Origin of the sequence: Pedobacter cryoconitis (genome assembly GCF_014200605.1) — a bacterium.
GTDB lineage: Bacteria > Bacteroidota > Bacteroidia > Sphingobacteriales > Sphingobacteriaceae > Pedobacter > Pedobacter cryoconitis_B.
In genome coordinates, this window is sequence record NZ_JACHCE010000004.1 from 63,398 (window position 1) to 82,390 (window position 18,993).

14 protein-coding genes are annotated in these 18,993 nt (G+C 37.9%); 5 read left to right on the forward strand and 9 right to left on the reverse strand.

Annotated elements, in window-relative coordinates:
* Nucleotides 1-36: 36 nt before the first annotated feature.
* From HDE68_RS13545 to HDE68_RS13555, 3 genes are all read right to left on the reverse strand, one after another.
* A complete protein-coding gene (locus HDE68_RS13545) occupies nt 37-294 on the reverse strand; it encodes a hypothetical protein (protein ID WP_183882756.1) in 258 nt (85 codons plus the stop codon).
* A gap of 96 nt (nt 295-390) precedes the next feature.
* On the reverse strand, nt 391-1,917 hold the full coding sequence (locus HDE68_RS13550) for an alpha/beta hydrolase-fold protein (protein ID WP_183882757.1): 1,527 nt from the start codon (nt 1,915-1,917) through the stop codon (nt 391-393).
* A gap of 41 nt (nt 1,918-1,958) precedes the next feature.
* A complete protein-coding gene (locus HDE68_RS13555) occupies nt 1,959-3,842 on the reverse strand; it encodes a PAS domain S-box protein (protein ID WP_183882758.1) in 1,884 nt (627 codons plus the stop codon).
* Nucleotides 3,843-4,078: 236 nt separating this feature from the next.
* On the opposite strand from HDE68_RS13555, the gene HDE68_RS13560 reads away from it, so the two are divergent.
* Both HDE68_RS13560 and HDE68_RS13565 read left to right on the forward strand, forming a co-directional pair.
* On the forward strand, nt 4,079-4,894 hold the full coding sequence (locus tag HDE68_RS13560; RefSeq protein ID WP_183882759.1) for an SDR family NAD(P)-dependent oxidoreductase: 816 nt from the start codon (nt 4,079-4,081) through the stop codon (nt 4,892-4,894).
* 121 nt (nt 4,895-5,015) lie between these two features.
* Nucleotides 5,016-5,906 (forward strand): helix-turn-helix domain-containing protein, encoded by an 891-nt coding sequence (locus HDE68_RS13565; RefSeq protein ID WP_183882760.1) that lies wholly within the window; start codon nt 5,016-5,018, stop codon nt 5,904-5,906.
* A gap of 78 nt (nt 5,907-5,984) precedes the next feature.
* Here the strand turns inward: HDE68_RS13565 and HDE68_RS13570 are convergent, their stop codons facing one another.
* From HDE68_RS13570 to HDE68_RS13595, 6 genes are all read right to left on the reverse strand, one after another.
* Nucleotides 5,985-6,731, reverse strand: a complete 747-nt coding sequence (locus HDE68_RS13570; RefSeq protein WP_183882761.1) for a hypothetical protein — start codon at nt 6,729-6,731, stop codon at nt 5,985-5,987.
* A gap of 38 nt (nt 6,732-6,769) precedes the next feature.
* Nucleotides 6,770-7,729: a hypothetical protein gene (locus HDE68_RS13575; protein WP_183882762.1), complete on the reverse strand. Its 960-nt coding sequence runs from the start codon at nt 7,727-7,729 to the stop codon at nt 6,770-6,772.
* Between the two features lie 16 nt (nt 7,730-7,745).
* The gene (locus tag HDE68_RS13580; RefSeq protein WP_183882763.1) at nt 7,746-8,498 is read right to left on the reverse strand and encodes an HmuY family protein; all 753 of its coding nucleotides are present in this window, start codon (nt 8,496-8,498) and stop codon (nt 7,746-7,748) included.
* A 314-nt stretch (nt 8,499-8,812) separates the two neighbouring features.
* Complete coding sequence (locus HDE68_RS13585; RefSeq protein WP_183882764.1) at nt 8,813-11,551, reverse strand: PAS domain S-box protein; 2,739 nt, start codon at nt 11,549-11,551, stop codon at nt 8,813-8,815.
* Nucleotides 11,552-11,640: 89 nt separating this feature from the next.
* Complete coding sequence (locus tag HDE68_RS13590) at nt 11,641-13,551, reverse strand: DUF4157 domain-containing protein (protein ID WP_183882765.1); 1,911 nt, start codon at nt 13,549-13,551, stop codon at nt 11,641-11,643.
* A gap of 27 nt (nt 13,552-13,578) precedes the next feature.
* Nucleotides 13,579-15,855, reverse strand: a complete 2,277-nt coding sequence (locus HDE68_RS13595; RefSeq protein ID WP_183882766.1) for a glycoside hydrolase family 18 protein — start codon at nt 15,853-15,855, stop codon at nt 13,579-13,581.
* Between the two features lie 189 nt (nt 15,856-16,044).
* Between HDE68_RS13595 and HDE68_RS13600 the strand changes: the two genes are divergently transcribed.
* Genes HDE68_RS13600 through HDE68_RS13610 form a run of 3 tightly spaced genes read left to right on the forward strand, consistent with a single transcriptional unit; the run spans nt 16,045 to nt 18,989 of the window.
* The gene (locus HDE68_RS13600; protein WP_183882767.1) at nt 16,045-16,617 is read left to right on the forward strand and encodes a DUF4255 domain-containing protein; all 573 of its coding nucleotides are present in this window, start codon (nt 16,045-16,047) and stop codon (nt 16,615-16,617) included.
* A complete protein-coding gene (locus HDE68_RS13605; protein ID WP_183882768.1) occupies nt 16,614-17,432 on the forward strand; it encodes a hypothetical protein in 819 nt (272 codons plus the stop codon). The genes HDE68_RS13600 and HDE68_RS13605 overlap by 4 nt, the downstream gene beginning before the upstream one ends.
* 45 nt (nt 17,433-17,477) lie before the next feature.
* A complete protein-coding gene (locus HDE68_RS13610; protein WP_183882769.1) occupies nt 17,478-18,989 on the forward strand; it encodes a phage tail sheath family protein in 1,512 nt (503 codons plus the stop codon).
* The last annotated feature ends 4 nt before the right edge of the window (nt 18,990-18,993 follow it).

Below are 18,993 nucleotides of genomic sequence, written 5' to 3' on the forward strand. Positions count from 1 at the left end.
TATCTTCTATTCAAATAAAAGATAACAGCAGAAATTTTATACAGGTTTATTATTCAGATAGTCATCAATTTGCTCACCGATCCGGGCTAATAATTCTTTGACGACCAGTCCTTCTCCACACCAATTTCTTGCTTGCTTTTGATTTTCTACCCACACAGTACCAATGGAGGTATGCTCATCAAAAATCTCATATTTAGGCTCATCCATATCAGGAATTACAAGTAGTCGTTCATTATTCCCTTCTATTAAAACCTGAATCTCAAATGGTTCCCAGGGTTCTTCTATATTTCCCATAAAATCTTAACTTTTATATACAATCAATCCTTTCACCAATTATTTACAATGGTTGATTAACAGGCTTACTGATAGATTGTTTAAGAAATTATTAAATTACGGTTTGTGGTATTGAAGATCCAATGGGATAGGGATAAAATTTATATGCTGCATCATACCTGGTGTCATATAACTCAGCTTTAATTTATAACCTTGTTTTTGATGATAAGATTCTAAACGAAGCGGATAAAATCCTTTCGTCAAAGGTACGATATAGCTGGAAAACTGGTTATTAGGTGCAGTCATCTTCATTAATAGTTTATTACCGAGGTATAATTTCGCTTCTTCACCATCCTCTAAGATAAATACATAATACCCTTCTTCTTTAGTTTCCAGAAAGCCTTCAACAATCACTGCATGGTTATTCTTTTCTGGTATTTTATCCAGGTTAAAAGCTGCATCAGTCAACCCTGTTTTAACCGGATTTTTTAAGCTTTTAAAAGCTGGCCATTTATCCCAATTACCTTCGTAATAAGCATAGTTAAAACCACCCGGTTTCATGTTTTTCTTATTTGAAACGGGCTTTAAAGTTTCCCCATCCACAAAATCACCAGTTGCTATGTGGTCATATCGGCTCCGGCTGATTATATTTTTTGCAGTAAACCTGCCTGCAGCTGTTAAGGAGACTTCCTTTTGCATTTTATGGGATGAAACAGCAGGCACCGTTCCGTCAACGGTATAATATACTGTCGCCGTATCGTTAAAATACCAAATTTTAATGGGTTTATTTTTCACTATAATACCGTTCATCGGAAGAAAGTCTGCCTTGTTGTTAAAGCCACGGTAAGAAAACTTTAAACCGTCATATATACTTTTCAGTCTTACTGAACCATGTGTTTCATCAGGATAAACCATGCTTTTCCAGGTTAACCCTGCAGGGGCAAGTTTTTGAAGAATAGTGCTCATGGTATCAATTTTCATAGAACGGCCTCCCTCTCCGTCTCTGCCTCCCATAAAAAAAGTAACATTTGAACCAGCTAAAGCTGGTAATTTATCAGATGCAATTTTTTGTATATAACAATTATCCCACCACAGGCTGGGATCAGCAGCGATATACGATTTAAAAGTTTGAGGTTCATTGAATAGCGCATAAGTCACAAACAAACCGCCAAATGAATGTCCCCATAAAGTATTTTCACCATTGGAAGGATATTTTTTATTGATATAAGGAATCAACTCGCTTTTAATAAAAAGAAGAAACTTATCTGCTCCGCCCGAGGTTTCCCAATCTTTCACTTTTGTTGGTGTAAGGTCCCTGTTCCGGTCAGTATTTAAAATGCTGACAATGATTGTTGGCGGCATATAAGACTCACTCTCCAAAAAATGCTGTATCTCATTGATAAGACCCGTATTCGGGTTACCGCCGTCCAGCACATAAAGCACATCATATTTACTGGTGCTGCCTGCTTTATAAGCTTTGGGAAGAAATACCTCAAAAAGCCGTTTTTCTTTTAATACACCCGAACCCAGAGAGTCTATTTTACCATAGTCAATTTTCCTGACCACTGTGTCCTGCGCCCTGACCGTATTCACAATACTGCCAGTCAATATAGACAGCATTAAAAAGATTAAAGTTTTTTTCATGATATTTCTCCTGACTGATAGACAAGAAACATTATATAATGTTACTGTCTCGTTACAGTTTCTAAATAAAATGAAAATACAGAGCCTGCGTTTTCTTCACTTTCAACCTTAATTTCACTGCCATGATGACTTAAAATCTCTGAAACAAGGTATAATCCTATCCCAAAACCAGGTACTGTTTTTATCCCGCTGTTATTGACTCTGTAAAAACGCTCAAACAATCTTTTCTGATCGGCAGGACTTATTCCAATTCCCTCATCACTGACATATATTTTGATTTTTCCATCAAGCTGCTCACAGCCCAATGTAATTAAACCACCTGCAGGCGAATACTTAATTGCATTACTGATCAGGTTCATCAGTACCTGTCCGATTTTATCTTTGTCCGCATACAACACAACTCCTTCACAGCCAAATGATTTTATAGTATGTTGTGAGGTTAAGAATTTAGCATCCTCCGCAATTCCGACAATCAGGTGGTGCAGTTCAAACAGCTCTCTCTGAATCTGTATTTTTCCTTCTTCCATCCTGGCCAGGCTCAGAAAATCATGAATCATAGCAACCATTTTTTTGGTTTGAGCTTCAGCTCTGATCAATGCTTTGATACCGAAATCATCTTCTGCCTTTTTTGCACGCATAGTCAATAACTGCAGATAACCTGTCAATGCAGTTAAAGGTGTTTTCAATTCGTGACTGACCATGGCTACAAAATCATTCTTCCGCTGCTCTTCCTGCTTCTTCTCCGTAATATCCCTGGCTATTTTTGATAAACCGATAATTTTACCTTCTGCATCTTTAATAGGTGATATAGTTAAAGATACATCGATCAAGTTACCGTTTTTGGTAACTCTTTTAGTTTCAAAATGATCTACCCTTTCCCCTTTACTTAAACGGGAAAGAATCTGAATCTCTTCTTCTACTCTGTCGGGCGGTATTAATTTGAGTATGGGATGACCTATAATTTCCTCTGCACTATAGCCAAAAGTCCGCTCTGCCGAATCATTCCAGCTGGTAATAATCCCATTCAGGGTTTTACTGATTACCGCATCATTACTGGAACCAATAATAGCTGCTAATTTTGCACTTCTCTCTTCGGAATATTTAACGTCTGTAATATCTAAAATAGTCCCAATCAGCAAGCTGGCATAACGGTCGGTTTTAAAACTCAGTTTCCATTGTGCTTTAATCCAGCGCAATCCATTGTCATTAAACCGGTGAATCCTGTAAATAACATAATTTTGTCCATCACTACCATGCTCACCAGCTCCACGCAAGGCCTCAAGAACAAGGGATCTGTCTTCTGGATGAATCAGCTCAATGAAAGTATCAAAAGTTATTTTTTCTTCGGCCGGATAACCGAAAACATGTCTGGATTCTTCTGACCAATACAGATCATTTGTTTTGGGGTTCCACTCCCATATCCCCAGATTAGTGGACTCTATGGCTATTTTTAACTTAGTTTCACTTTGCTCCAGATCATATATCAGATCTGCCTTTTTTTCCTGCTCCTGGATCAGTAGCGTGATGTCCCGGGTAAAACAACGCGTATGGATAAATTCTCCATCCTTCCACAGTACACTCGAGTTGATGAGCACATGTTTAATCGTTCCATCTTTACACAGCAGTCTGGCCGGATAATTTAAAAGGGTCTGGTTATTTTTAAGACGATATAGAATATCTGTGATAACTTCTTGATCTGCATGAAAATTACTGATAGGAAATCCAATATATTCTTCTCTTTTGTAACCAAGAGAAACAAACTCGGCCTGATTAGCCCATATAATAATTCCTTCAGCATTAACCCAGTGAAGTGGCAATGAAGCATTTTCAACAAAGTCATTCAGCTCCGCTAAACGCAGCTTGAGTTCTTTGTTTTCCTGTTCATACTGCTCAATTCTTAGCTCAAGTTCTCTCAAATTTTCCATATATAAATCCGTAGAACAAAACTAATTATTGTTCCAGTATTTTTATGTGAAAGATAAACAAAATTAATATTGATTTAAACCATTAGAAAAAACAATGAAAACATTTGCCTGTCCCTGCCCTCCTGTTCTTTTGAAGATTCGTGATCTGTGCTAATAATTCAATGTTTTGTATAAATCCGGCTCAGCCTGTCGCCATAAATTTGTCTTGTAATAATTAACAATTTAAAAATTAAGCAATGTCAAGAATAATTTTAATCACCGGTGCCTCACGTGGCTTCGGTAAACTATGGGCTAAAGCCCTTTTAAAACGTGGCGATAAAGTTGCTGCAACCGCAAGAAACACAGAAGATCTGAAAGACCTGGTTTCGGAATTCGGAGATTCAGTTTATCCCTTACAATTGAATGTTGATGATAGAGAAGCTTGTTTCGGAGTTGTACAAAAAGTAAATGCACATTTCGGACGTATTGATGTCTTGGTTAACAATGCAGGTTTTGGTTTATTCGGAGCGATTGAAGAAACTTCAGAACAACAGGCACGTGCACAAATGGAAACTAATTTTTTTGGTTTACTTTGGCTTACCCAGGCTGTTATCCCAGTGATGAGAGCACAAAAAAGCGGACATATTATCCAGGTTTCCAGTTTCCTTGGTCTGGTTACCCTACCAGTTTTAGGCCTTTATAATGCGTCTAAATATGCAGTTAATGGTTTGAGTGAAACATTAGCAACAGAAGTTAAAAGCTTTGGTATCAATGTAAGTTTAATTGAACCTAATGGTTTTGCAACAGACTGGTCTGGTGCATCAGCTATCCAAACAGAGGCTAATGAAGTTTATAATCCGCTAAAAAAAGCCTTTAAAGAAGGTGCAACTCCTGATAGCTGGGGTAAACCGGAAGCGACAGTACCAGCTTTCCTGAAATTAATTGATAGTGAGAATCCTCCTTTACACTTTTTGCTTGGTAAAATGGCTTATCCAGCACTTAAACAGGTCTATAACCAACGTCTTGCTGAGTTTGAGCAGTGGAAAGATGTTGCCACTGAAGCGCATGGATAAATTAGCAATGAAATAACAGGCTAATTAGTAAGCAATTAATCTTAAGACATTCAAGGTACAATCTGCATAACTATTTTTTGTAGATTGTACTTTGTTTTCCCCGGCTAAAACCAATAATCTGATGAAACATTATAAAAGCCTTATTGAACTGCATAAAGAAAATGGATTGCCACCCCCTGAGCATCCACTGTTCAGCATTTACAAATGTGATCATATTTGTACACTCGGCAACCGGGAATTTACCAGTGATTTTTATTTAGTTGGTTTGAAAAACGTCCTGGATGGTGTAATCAAATATGGCCGTACTCAATATGACCATCAAAGTGGTTCTATGTTATTTTTTAAACCGCATCAGATTATCGAGATGAGAGATCTTGAACTGGAAGAAGATGGTTTCCTGATCTTTATCCATGAAGATTTCTTAAATGGCCATTTACTCCATAATGAGATCAAAAAATATCATTACTTCGATTACGAAACCAATGAAGCCCTGCACCTTTCACCTACAGAAGAAAAGGTAATCTGGGAATTGTATCACAAGATTGCAAATGAATATTACAATAACCAGGATGAATATAGCCGGGATATCATTCTCGCCAATGTAGATACCCTGCTTAAATATTCACAACGGTTTTATAAAAGACAGTTTATTAACCGGACTGATATTTCAGCAAGAACAGTAACCAAATTTAATGAGGAGTTAGATAGCTATGTACGCAGTGGCTTATTAGATACTAAAGGGCTGCCTTCTGTTAATTTTATAGCAGAAAGGCTAAATATGTCTCCGGGTTATCTGAGTAATCTGTTAAAGCTGGAGAGTGGAAAAACTGCCCTGGAACATATTCATATGTACCTGATTTCGGAGGCGAAAAACCGATTGATTGCCCAGCAGCATAATGTGTCTGAAATTGCTTATGCACTTGGATTTGAGAACTTATCTTATTTCTCCAGATTGTTCAAAAAAGAAGTTGGTCTTAGCCCGAATGCATTTAAAAAACAAATGCCTAATTAGTTAAATCAGGCAAGTATCAGTTAATCCGGGCTTTTTAAAGGAAAAGCCTCCCAGCTTTTATTCCAGGAGGCTTTTAAGTTATTTTCTAACTTTAACGTTTATAGTTTTCTCATAATAAACGATATGATTTTTATACTTCAGTTTGATCTTTTTGTAAGCTCCTGCCTCAATTTTGTTAACAGAGACAAAGAAAGTTCCTTTCTGACCGTCCAGCCAGCTTAAATAAGTTTTTAGCTGAGCCGCCGGAACGTCTTCCTTATTGATCATTTTCAGAGGAATATCAGTATTATTTGCATCAACCAGAAAAAGCTCTATATTTTTATTATTTGCGGCAATACCTTCGTTGATCCCTACATTTTCTATATCAATCAGATTATATTCATAAAATTCGGATGCCGGATAAATGAACAGGTTATTTGCCGAAAAACCTACCGATTTGATAAAAGGTTCAGGATCATAAGGTGAAATTTTAAGTTTGTAAACTTTAACACTTCCATCATGACCTGTTACACTGAAAGATGTTTGCTCATTAAATGGCACCTTGGTGCCCGAAGCTGGTTTTACGGTACTTCCTTCCGAAATTTTAATGACCGGGGCAATACTATCTGGCATTTTTTGCTCAGGCGGCCAGTAGAAATAGATCTCATTATTTGCTGTGATCGCTCCTTTAATCGGCTCTCCGCTGGCATCAATAGTTTGAAAACTCAGGATCTCAGTTTTATAGATTTTATTTTCTTCTTTCTTGCAGGACGAGAAAATGGACAAGAGTATAGCTAGGCTGCATACTATTTGTGCAATTCTGAATGGACTATATATAAATTTCATGTTTTATTAATGGTTTAAGGACAATGTCTGGCTATAATTTAGTTTTTTACTTTCTCTCTGACTGTGACATAAGAGAAACCTGTTTTAGGCGGGAAGCCTTCAAATAATGCAGTTGGGATATAATCTCCCGGAGGCACATTTTCAGGAACCCGGATTACAGCTTCGCTTAAGGTGTAAGAAACAATAGGTAATAATGTTTTCACCCCATTGACCATAATACTGAACTCTTTGAAGTTTTTGAATACAGAGTTATAAGAACGCTCAATAATGAAAGTCTCCCCCTGATTTACAATTTTATTCCCTAATAACCAGCCCGGTCTTCCAAAAACAAGTTCTATTGGCTTTTTCATTTCTATTGTCAGTTTCAAGAATTTAACTCTGACTTTATAAACACCTGGCTGCATATCAAGCGGCATCTGTCTGTCTATAGAATAGAAGATTTTTCCGTCAGCTTTAATAACTGAACTCACATATTCACCGCCTTTTGACAGGATAGTTTCTTTGCCGTCAGCAGCAATCAGGGTCATCTTTACTTCATCAAAGAGGGTTCTTTCAAAGTTCCCTGTAATTGTGATGGAGCTGCCGATATTGATTTTTGTAATATCATCTTTGGATAGTTCATCCACAACCAGCGGAGTTTTTTGCTGTACAATAATCACAAGCTTATAAGTGGCTGTACTATTGTCACTTCCTTTGACCACATAAGTAGTTCCTTCACTTTGTATATCTATTCTTTGTGGGGCATCTTTGATGGTTGCACCCGGTGAAAGTGTGATTTTAGGCTCAATAAATGTCAGGCCATACTGTAAAGGGATATAAACTGTAACAGTTTTTTCAAGATCATCCACTACTCCGTGAATATCATTTTCAGGTAAAGAGATCGTATAGGTCAGAATTTTACTGTTAGGTTCTGGTGTGGGGTCATTCTTTTTAGTACAGGCCGTTGTCAATAGGATAAATACAGCGCAGCATGCAGCGATCAGATAATTTGGTTTCATTTTTTTAATTGTAATATTAGAATTTAGTACTGCCTTTTGGTAATAGAATAAAGTCGAACGTAAGGAACATTTTAGGAGTGTCTTTGAACATCTTGTCGGGTGTTAAAACATCTTTATAGCAGCTGATAATTTTTATCTTGGCATAATTCCCTTTTGCAGTCCGCAGAATAATCGTCCTGGATTCGGGCATGGCATAAGCAACATGTTTTTTATCAATTGCACCGCCACCCCTGATGGTTCCGCCGTAATCATAGAGATACCACCCTACACCCTCTCCAAATGCACCGGCATCATCAGATCCTACTGCCCTGCTGTTTGTTTTAAATTCGGAGTCGGCCGGAATAGTCGTGACCTGGTCAAAAGGGATAGGCAGAATCATAATTCCACCAATTCCGCCCCCTCTGTATCCTTTATTACTTTTATCAATGCTGTTGTTCCCTTCCAGGAAACTATTGAAAATACCATCAAATGCGATATCCCAATCGGCTGTCCTGGCCTGATCAGCACTGATTGCTTTGTTGTTCTCCAGACTGTAATAGAAAGGCGGGGTTACCCCGGCATATAGTGCGTCCTCTTTAGTAATCTGAAGGTTACTGATCCGGGTCAGTTTATTGTAAGGGGCAGTTCCCTGAAAGGGTACATCTGCAGGAGGTTTCTGTGGGGCATCTGGCTGAATAGTATCCTCTTTGGAACAAGAGGAAAACAGGAGCGCAAGCAAGGCCAGGAAAGACAGCATTGTCTTCCTCTGAATAGATATTACTTTTTTCATGTTGTTGTTTTTGTGATGGACCGAAATGCCTTTTTCAGGCATGATATACAAGATTTTCACTGTTATTTAAAATGATTCTAATTAATATGGCGCAAACTTATATAAAGCCTTCCGCATATATTTATTCAATCTGTATTATCTTTAATCCGATCTGTATTATCTTTTATGCCATCCGTATTAATTTGGTGCGATACGTATTATCTTGATTCTATCCGTATTTATTGGGGGTTAACGGGACGAAATTCATGTAAAAAGAAAAAGGCGGATAATTATCCGCCTTTCAATTTTGTATCTATAATATTGATCAATATCCTCTAATTTTCACTCATAGAGATTCTATTTTCAAATTCTGCTTTTATTGGGTTCACCGGAAGTTTGAAATGAAATGTTGAGCCTTTTCCAACTTCACTTTCTATCCAGACTTCACCGCTATGTCTTTTTAAGATTTCGGAGGTGATAAACAGGCCCAACCCCAAACCCTCAAATCGCATAGCTGTACTATCTACCCTAAAATAACGATCAAATAACTTATTGATATTTGAAGGCGCTATACCAATACCAAAATCTTTTATAGAAACTATAATATGCTCATAGTCAAGATGCGTATTGACCAATACAAATTTCCCCTGAGGCGAATATTTCACTGCATTGGTCAGAAAATTATTAATGACCTGCTCTAAACGGAACTGATCTCCGGTGAATTCAATATCACAGCAGGTTTCCAGTATAATCTGATGTGATGGAAAGATATGCTGGGCACTTTCTACCGTATCCATCAATAGTTTTTTAAAACTAAAGGGGGCCATATTATATTCAATCTTACCAGCGTTGAGTTTAGTCACATCCAGCAGATCTGCAATCAGTTTCTCCAGCCTGGTAATATTATCTGAACATTTAATTACAAATCCATTTAACCTATCCTGGTCTTTTGTCTTTATCATCAACTGATTAAATGCCTTTATACTGGTTAATGGTGTTTTCAGTTCATGACTGGCAATCGATATAAATTCATCTTTTAGCTGCTCATTGTTTTTCTGCAAATGAATGTCTGTATTGGTTCCAATCCATAAAGTCACCCTGCCATTTTCTATTAATGGGAGTGCCCTCGCCAGATGCCACCTGTAACTGCCATCACTAAATAATAAACGGAATTCAACTAAATATTCTTTACCTGTTTTTAAAGCCTCCGACCAGTTGACCAAAGCCATAGGTAAATCATCTGCATGAATGAATTTTTGCCATCCGTAACCAATAATTTCTTCATTTTCATAACCAAAATCGGTACAGACACGCTCATTTAAGTAATTAAGGGCGCCATCGTGTGTAGCTGTCCAGACCTGCTGAGGGATAGCGTTCAATAGAAATTTAAACCGGTTTTCGCTTTCCCTGATCTGCAGGACCACTTGTTCTAATTGATCCTGGGTAGCTAGTAATTCTTCATTTGTACTGAGTACTTCTTCGTGCGAAGCGGCTATTTCTTCATTGGTTGCCGCTAATTCTTCCATGGATGCCTGGAGTTCTTCGTTGGTTGCAGCAATTTCTTCTGAAGAAGCCTGAAGCTCTTCGATAGTGGCTGCCAGCTCCTCTGAGGAGGCTTGAAGTTCTTCGTTAGTAGCCGCAGTTTCTTCTAAGGATGCCTGAAGTTTAACTTCACTCCTTTCCAGTAATTGCCTTGCAGTCACTATAGCTGTAATATCAATAACTGTCGCTAAAATTGATTCTACTTTACCTGCTTTATTCTTTAAAGGATCGTAAGAGAAGTTGACATAGATTTCTTTAACTGATCCATCTGACAATACGATTTTCACCGGTACTTCGGGCATAGCCACACGGTTCCCGGAATCAAATACATCCATTAATAATTGAGGGAATTGCTGCCCTTCCAATTCAGGAAATGCCTCAATTAGTTTTTTCCCTAATACTTCTTCTTTCTCACGGTGCCAGGTATCGTTTAGCATAGCATGATTTGCCTGCTCAATAATCAAATCTTTACCGTTAAAAAGTGCCATTGCCACCGGTGTAGTCATGATCATCTCATTCAGCCTGTGTTTGCTTTCTTCTATAGCAATTCTTGACTTCACCTTTTCGGTAACGTCTTTCGCAATGATAATTACCTTTTCTGTTTGACCGGATACATCTATTAAAGGCTTGCAATTAAAATTTGTATAAATTTCTTCCGTATGGCCAGCATAGGTGACTACGCCCTTAACTTCATCGCCAACATAAGAATCACCTTTCTCAAGTATTTCAGTTAATGAGGCCAAAAAAGAAGTCCCATAAAGCTCATGAACAGTTTCATAAAGGGTTTTACCTATAATTTCGCTTGATTTTCCAAAGATGTTCAGCAAATATTCATTAGCAAATTCAATGATCAGGCCAGTCCCGTTTAATACCCCTATAGCAACGGGTGCATCATTGATTAAATAACGCAGGTTATTTTCACTGGCTGCCAGACTTTTTGTTCTTTCAAATACACGTTCTTCTAACTCTGTATTCAGCTTATAAAGGCTTTGCTGACTGTTGTTCAGCTCTTCATTAATCGTATATAGTTCTTCGTATGCCGCAGATACTTTTTCATTTGCAGCAGTCAATTCTTCATTTAAAGCCTGCTCATTTTCTAAATTAACAAGCAGTTGTTTCTCATTTTCAATTGCTTTTAATCCTAAAACACGTTCTGTTACCTCTGTTGCATGGTGTAAAATACAGTAACACTCCCCTTGCTCATTTTTTATGGCTTTATACTCATAATCATAATAGCTTGTTCTCAAAACACCATCTGACTCCAGCACTGCAGGCACACCTTTTCCTTCATTTGTTATACCTGTTCTTAATACAGTTCTTAACAACTCACCAAAAGGCTGCCCTGCTAATTCAGGGACTGCTTCCAGTAATGGCAGACCAATAATAGATCTGTCCTTTCCCCAAAAGTTAATCATCGCATCTGTTGCCGCTTCAATAATTAAATTGTCAGTAGTATATATTGCAGTAGCAATATGCGACGAGGAAAAAATACTAAGAAGTTGATCACAGCTCAACAAGGTTGTTTTATTCATTAGAATCCAAAAGAAACGCTAAAATAGATTTATTTTCAGAAACAATACAATCATTGTTTCCTTTCAGCTCTGTAAAAATAGTTCAGTCTTTAGAGTGCCCCTTCCCAGGCCGCAAGAAAAGCAGTCAATTTATCATTGATTTCAGTTATAGTATCTCCTTTTACGAACCCCATATTCCTTAGTTCTACTAAAACACGGCCGTCGTCAAAGTTATAGCTGCCTGGTCTGTTGAGCATTTCATAACATTCCTTTACTTTTTCTTCTTTTAATAGGGTATCATGCCGTATTCCCAGAACAGTATCGCTAGTGAAAAAAGTGGCACCTCCCCAATCCTTTTCAAGAGCCGGCGTTGGTCGGTTTCCATTAGAAGCTTCAAATAATTTTAAATCATTATATAAATGTGATAGACCTAATACCCAGCTCCGGGTTGCAATATGCGTTACCAAATTCAGGCTATCATACACACTCTTGAGATTATTTCCGAATTCATTTATCTTGGTCTGATCGCCATATAAAGATTTAACAATATAATTATAAACGTCAGTTTTAAGCCACACACCTTTTTGATCTTTCACATAACTCACATCGCTGGCGGCCTCATTAAACTCTGCTGCTTTCGTGCCAGTTAATGGTGCTTTATCTGAAAACATCTTATCCTGTCCACTTTTTTGTATGGCCAAAGCAGTACGTCTTGGATCAAGTACCTTTAAGGTATATTCAAGAAAATCGATTGATGTTTTAAATGAAACATCAACCAGCATTGTTCTAAGCCGTGTAATAAGATCGACTTTTACATCAGTTATATCTTTAGCTTCTTTATGTTTAAAATCGTTTAATTTATCCAAACGGGATTCTGTTGAAGCAGATAGTGCATCGTAATTTTGCACAGATGTAAAAATATTCAATTGAGGATTAAATGCAGGTCCCGCACCAGCAGTGATATGAATGTTGTTTTTGCCGGCTAAAGAATTAATAAGCGTATTAAGATTTGCCTTTGGGGACATGTGGGTTTCATTGACCATTACTTCTGGTGGTGGTATTGTTGTTGTTGGTGGTGCTGGTGCTGGTGCTGGTGGTATTAGAGGATTATAAATCTTAATCGCTTGAGGAGTTAATCCAGCATCAAAATTTCCACTTACGCTATTCGTTATATTAGCGAGTTCTGCATTCACATTTGCTTTTTTTCCTGGCTTAGGAATACTGTCTATAGAGTTTTGAGCGGCATCATAACCCTGCTTCAAATGACCTACAACCATGATTAGATCAGCAGCATTCAAAACACCATTTTCATTTTTTTCAATTAAGTATGGTGGTGTCACCATTTCCAAAACATTACCAGCATCTGTTTCTAATTGATAACCCAAAGATTGACCGGCAAATGGAGCAGTACCTTTACCTACTACAAGATGGGACATCCCTTGTATAGGATTTCCTGCATTTGTAGTCAGCACATCTATTTCAAAACCAACTGTTGTATACTTACCCTTATCCGATTTTTTAAACCGTTCTTTTTGAATCCTGGTTAAATCTGCCATAGCTGCTTGTACGACACCTTTTTGCAAGGAATTTGGATTAGATGCAGGCTCAACAGCCTTAAGTTGATAATTTACAAACTGGAAGGCTTTTGCCCCCATCACATCTGCTTCTTTTTCCAATCCTGCATCATCATTTACATTAACCTGTCCTTTCAACTGCATCGTCGGCTCAACCCTACCCTGCTTCTGCTGTACCACATGCCAGGCCTCATGCGGTAAATGTTTCTCCTGACCGGGTGCCAGATGTATATCTGTTCCCTGTGCATATGCATGTGCCTGCAATTGAGAAGGTTTATCTGAATTATAGTGCACTTTGACATCATCCAGTGAATAGCTGGAAAGATTCTCGATACCAGATTTCAAATTATCTGGTAAACCCGTGTTATTTTCTTTTTTTCTCTGAGAAACGTTTCTGGACAATGACTGGCCTTTCTTTTCCCTATTTTCATTAGCGTAATTACTCATAATTCATGTTTTAGAATGATTTCGATTTTAAGGCAAATCGTCCTTTTTAATCAATGGCGTAATCAAATAGTTAAAAATCAGGAAGCCAATTGCCACGCTGATGACAATAATGATAAACAAAGTATTGAAAGGCATATTAACGCATTCGGGGTCGGTAACACAGCCAGGACTATCTGCGGTAGCTGCCGACACCCCGAAAATTGGTATCAGGTCACTGGTAAAACAAAAGGTAGATCCAAAAAGGACAAACAAAGAAATAAGACCAAATAATATCCCGGCAACCAGTTTCTTGTATTTCCAGTCACCCGCGTAATAGCGTATTCCCCAGATAAAGTAGATTGTAACAGCCAGACTGATCATAAAAAAGATGAGTGTAACATACTTTAAAAAGGTATTCAACTCGGCATTGACATAATTAAAAACTTCTTTAAAGGTGACATTATTCGTTTTCGTCCCCTGATAAGTACCCAGTGTTTTTGCGTTTTCCTGTTTTTCTTCCTTAACCAGCGAATATACTTTCAGCTCACTGAGGTAAGCATTGATTTTTGAGTTGCCGGCAGAGGAAACCTCACTTTCAAAACACGTAGCACAGGGATTTTGAAGAATAAAGTTCCACAAAGTAATATGTCTTTTAACCTGTTCCAGAAAAGTGATTTTGGAGCTGACCACTGCTGGTATGGGTTTTAAATAGGTCGTATCAACATAAGTAAATTTATACATCAGCTCATCATTGAGTACAGCGAAAGAATCATCATAATTGATATAATAAAGGCCTATTCCCGCTACATTATTCTTTAAGATATATTCATATTTTTTAGATAAAGTTACCTCGTCATCATACCATATCCGATAACTCCGGCCATTATGAAACACAGAATCAATGTATAAACTTTCATTTGCAGCACTATATAAAGCATGATTTTGAGTCATGAGCCCTATCTCATTAAATGGTAAATATCCGGTGAATACTTTCGGCGCAAAAGTAACCGGATCTATTTCACATTTTGCTCCCCGGTATGGCAGGACTATAATTAGCTTTTCTGCCTCAATGCCATGTGCGATGTACCAGGTATAAGAAGCATCAATTGTTTCATGCCCCTTTCCCGTAAGCGGGGCAAGCGCAGCCCCTTTACGCGAAGTATTAGAAGCAAAATCTATGAAATACCGGTCAGTGTATTTATTCAGTTCTTCCAGTTCGTAGGCACCGTCAAAATTTGTCCGCGGCAGGGTAACAAATAATTGAGCCGCCTTGTCTGCGGCCTGTAATGATTGATGCAAAAGGCCAATAAATGCAGAGAAACGTTTTTTATCCTGCTTAGCCAGGTTCTTGAAACTGATATTCACACCGCTGGCCTTTCGTTGCTTTAACAGCAGTAATATATTGGCAATAGATTTTCTCTGAACCTGCTCATTAAACAATATTGCCGGCTTTGAACTTCTATTGGCAATCAATACGGAGAAATATACTTTAGAACCACTTTTTTGCGCCTGGCTAATTACAGGGGCAGTATCCCAGCCATTTAAACGATCAAAATTACCAGTTGATTCATTGATAGGCAGTGGATAATAAACCAGGGAAGTTGCCGGATTGAAAAAAGCATTGGCACTGCCTCCGTAAGCCGCATCAAAAAAACCAAAAATTTCTACTTTGTTTTTCAGCTGGAGCGTATATTTACGGTTCAGCGTATCGGAGATCTTTAAAGTATAAATGGTTTTTGGATCTGCATTTTTAACACGGTTTAACTTTCTCAGTTTTTCAAATTTATCGATGCTGCCAGTCTCCTGAACGGCCCGCTGATCTAATATCGGGATGAGCTGGTTGGCAAGTGCAGCCAGATCTGCATTTGAAGGTGTTGAAGCAGCGGTTTCACCAGGCTTTACGGTATTGTTTACTTCTTTTTGCTGCTGAATCAGGCCGGATAAAACAGATTGAAGAGAATCCATATCATGGTATCTCGTTTTTTTTAATTCGGCAATCATCACCCTTACATTGGCTGAGGTAGCCGCAATAGAATCTGTTAAACCCAATTTTTCAATGGCCAGCAGTATTTTTCCATCCAGCTTTTTATCTGCTCTGCTTTTGAATTTCAAAAAGGCAAGCAAAGTCTTCCAGAGATTAGTTTTCTTAACTTCTGGTTTGGGTTGTTCTTTTTTAGGGTCCTGCTGCTGAAAAACTGAGATCGTACTTACCGCACTACGGTCAGACAATAGCTTTAAAGAGGAATTTGTATAAGCTGCCCCACTACTCTGAAATAATAAAACAAAAAAAAGAAGTAAGAGGAAATTTAAGGCTATCCTTTTCATATGCAGGCCACGATTTTTGGATTCTATATTGCTATTTATCCGCAATGCTAATTTGATCTTATTAGCCAGCATAAAATCAAGTAGAATTACGTGTATTCATAAACACGTAATTCTACCGGTAAGCTCTCGGGTTATATTGAATAGTTTTGGTTACCCCTATTGAAATTTAAACAATAAACCAGTTTTATAATGATCTACGCTTGTTTAAACTGTCTTGCTGAAGAAATGAATATTTTTTTTAAGAGCAAACTTAAAATAGATGATGACAGGGCTATTATTTCTGGAATAGTCAACCAGAACGGAAGTATTGCAGTGCAGGGAGAAAACAAAGTATTAATTACACTAATCAATATTATTAGGGATACCAATCTAAAACGCGAAGGTTTAACAGGGGCCGGATTAAACATAAATACAGCCAAACCAATTTGTATACAGCTGCATTTAATGATTTCCTGTTATTTCTCTGATACAAATTATGTCGAAGCACTTAGATTCTTATCTTTTGCAATAGGCTTTTTACAGGAGAAAAATGTCTTTGACCATACCAATACACCAGGGATGGATAAAGATTTAGAGAAATTGATTTTTGAAATGGAATCAGTTGAACCAGATAAATTAAGCAATATCTGGTCTGTACTAGGTGCTAAATATATGCCGTCTGTTTTATATAAAGTACGAATGATTGTTTATAATGCGAACAAAGTAAGCGAATACCGCCCGGTAGTAACAGGTATTGCCGAAAATAATCCTCAGGTAGTATGATGCAGCAATACGAGAAAGCATTCAGCATCTTTTTTAAACACGATTTCTTCCCGGATGGGAACCTGAGGTCTTTAACAGTTAAGCCTACGGCTGAAACCAAACTGACGCTCAGAAATAATGGAGGCATACTGGTTCCTTTTCAATATGGGATCCATGTGCTTTATGATTCGCTTTATTACGGAAATGAAAGATTGAGAAGAGATTTTTTAGGAAGTGCTGAACAATTAAAATTCTTAGTGATGAACATGGACAACAACTTTTATAATTATACTACCGAATTTAATACGGATATCTCCTGTAATTATTTCTTTTTTACAAACACTGGAAATGCAAATTTACATACAGGCGCCTATGTAGGTAAAGCGGATTTCAGAAAGGCAGACACCAGAACTGGTGATTTTTTTACCAAACCTTTTGGAGTGATTGATCTCCAATTGCATGATGCACTGGAAGAAAGCCTGCAAATTTCTTTTAGTACGGTTTCAACCTATTGGTGTTATGTGGTAACTACTGATTATCTTCAGGAGTTAATTAACCCTGCGATTCTGGATAAAGAAACAAAGGAATTATTTTCTGGCCCTGAGCCATCCCGGATTACTGAAAATCAAACAGCCTTTTTATTCTTTTCTAAAAGACCTATTCCTCATTATCAGCGGGTACCTCATACTTTTCAACTGGTTGAAGATTATCAGCCAGAGACGCAGCGCCATAAAGTGATACTGCCGGTATTACCCGGCCCAAATCCACAATATATATCAGCTATTGAAATTGCAGAGCAACACAAGGGTAAAAACATCTCATTCATATTTATCTGACATCCAGAAATTTAATTAATCGCACATAAAATAAAAAGAAAAACTATGGCATTAGATTACAAAACCCCCGGTGTATACATAGAGGAGAAAAACGCCTTTCCCGGATCCGCAGTAGCAGTAGAAACCGCCATACCGGTTTTTATTGGTTATACTGAAAAAGCAGAAAGAAATGGTAAATCGCTGGTGTACAAACCCACAAGGATTACTTCTCTTGCAGTATTCGTAGAGTATTTTGGCAAAGGTTTCAATCCTAAGTTTACGATTAAAGACCCGCCAACACCTGCAGTGGCAGGAGTTGAAACCTTTAAGATCAATGGCAAAGATCAAGTGGTAGAAATTAATCCAAATCATGAATTCCTGCTTTATAATGCAATCAGGTTATTTTATTACAATGGAGGAAGTGTATGTTACATCCTTGCTGTAGATACTTATGGTGATAAACCTGACGGATTTGACATTGACGCCAACCACTTTACACAAGGGCCTGAAAATCAAAACGTTTTTTCTCTCCTTGAAAAAGAATATGAACCTACATTAGTTGTATTACCGGATGTGATTACCAAAGGCGAAACGCTTGCTTATGGTCTATATGTCTTAGCTTTACAACATTGTGCAGGCATGCAAAGCCGCTTTGGGATATTTGATGTTTACAATAAACCAGGAAATACAATTGAACAGGATAGTGAAAGTTTCCGCACTGGTATAGGTGCCAATTCTTTAAATTACGGTGCTGCCTATTATCCTTATCTTAAAACTTCTGTAATACAGCCCAGCGAAATTAATTATGAGAATATTGATCCTTCAGTAAAACTGGAAGATTTATTACCTGAAGATAATGTAAAAGCTATTGTTACGGCCTTTGAAGCTATTGCGCCAGATAAAGTAACCCTGACTGATCAGATAAATTATCATCAGTCGTTAAAAGCTGCCAGCCCAAGTTATGTGGCAATCATTGAAGAGATCAGGTCTAAACTGAATTTACTGCCGCCAAGTTCTGCTATAGCAGGGATTTATACTTTTGTGGATACCGCAAGGGGCGTTTGGAAATCACCGGCTAATGTGTCTTTAACAATGGTGAATGAGCCTGCAATTGCCGTTTCTCATGAGGAACAGCAAAAACTGAATGTAGATGTTATGGCGGGTAAATCTATCAACGTCATCCGTCCTTTTCCGGGTATAGGTACATTGGTTTGGGGTGCACGTACCTTAGACGGTAATAGCCAGGATTGGAGATACATTAACGTAAGACGTACACTGATTATGATAGAGCAGTCTTTAAAACTGGCTACAAGAGCTTATGTTTTTGAGGCCAATGACGGAAATACCTGGGTTACGATCAGCAGTATGATCAATAATTTCCTGTATAATTTATGGAAACAGGGTGCTCTTGCAGGTGCCGCGCCAGAGCAGGCTTATAATGTACAGATCGGACTGGGTTCTACGATGACCCCAAATGATATACTGGACGGAATTATGCGTATTACGGTTATGTTAGCCATTGTACGCCCTGCAGAATTTATCGTACTGACGTTCCAGCAACAACAACAACAATCTTAATTTA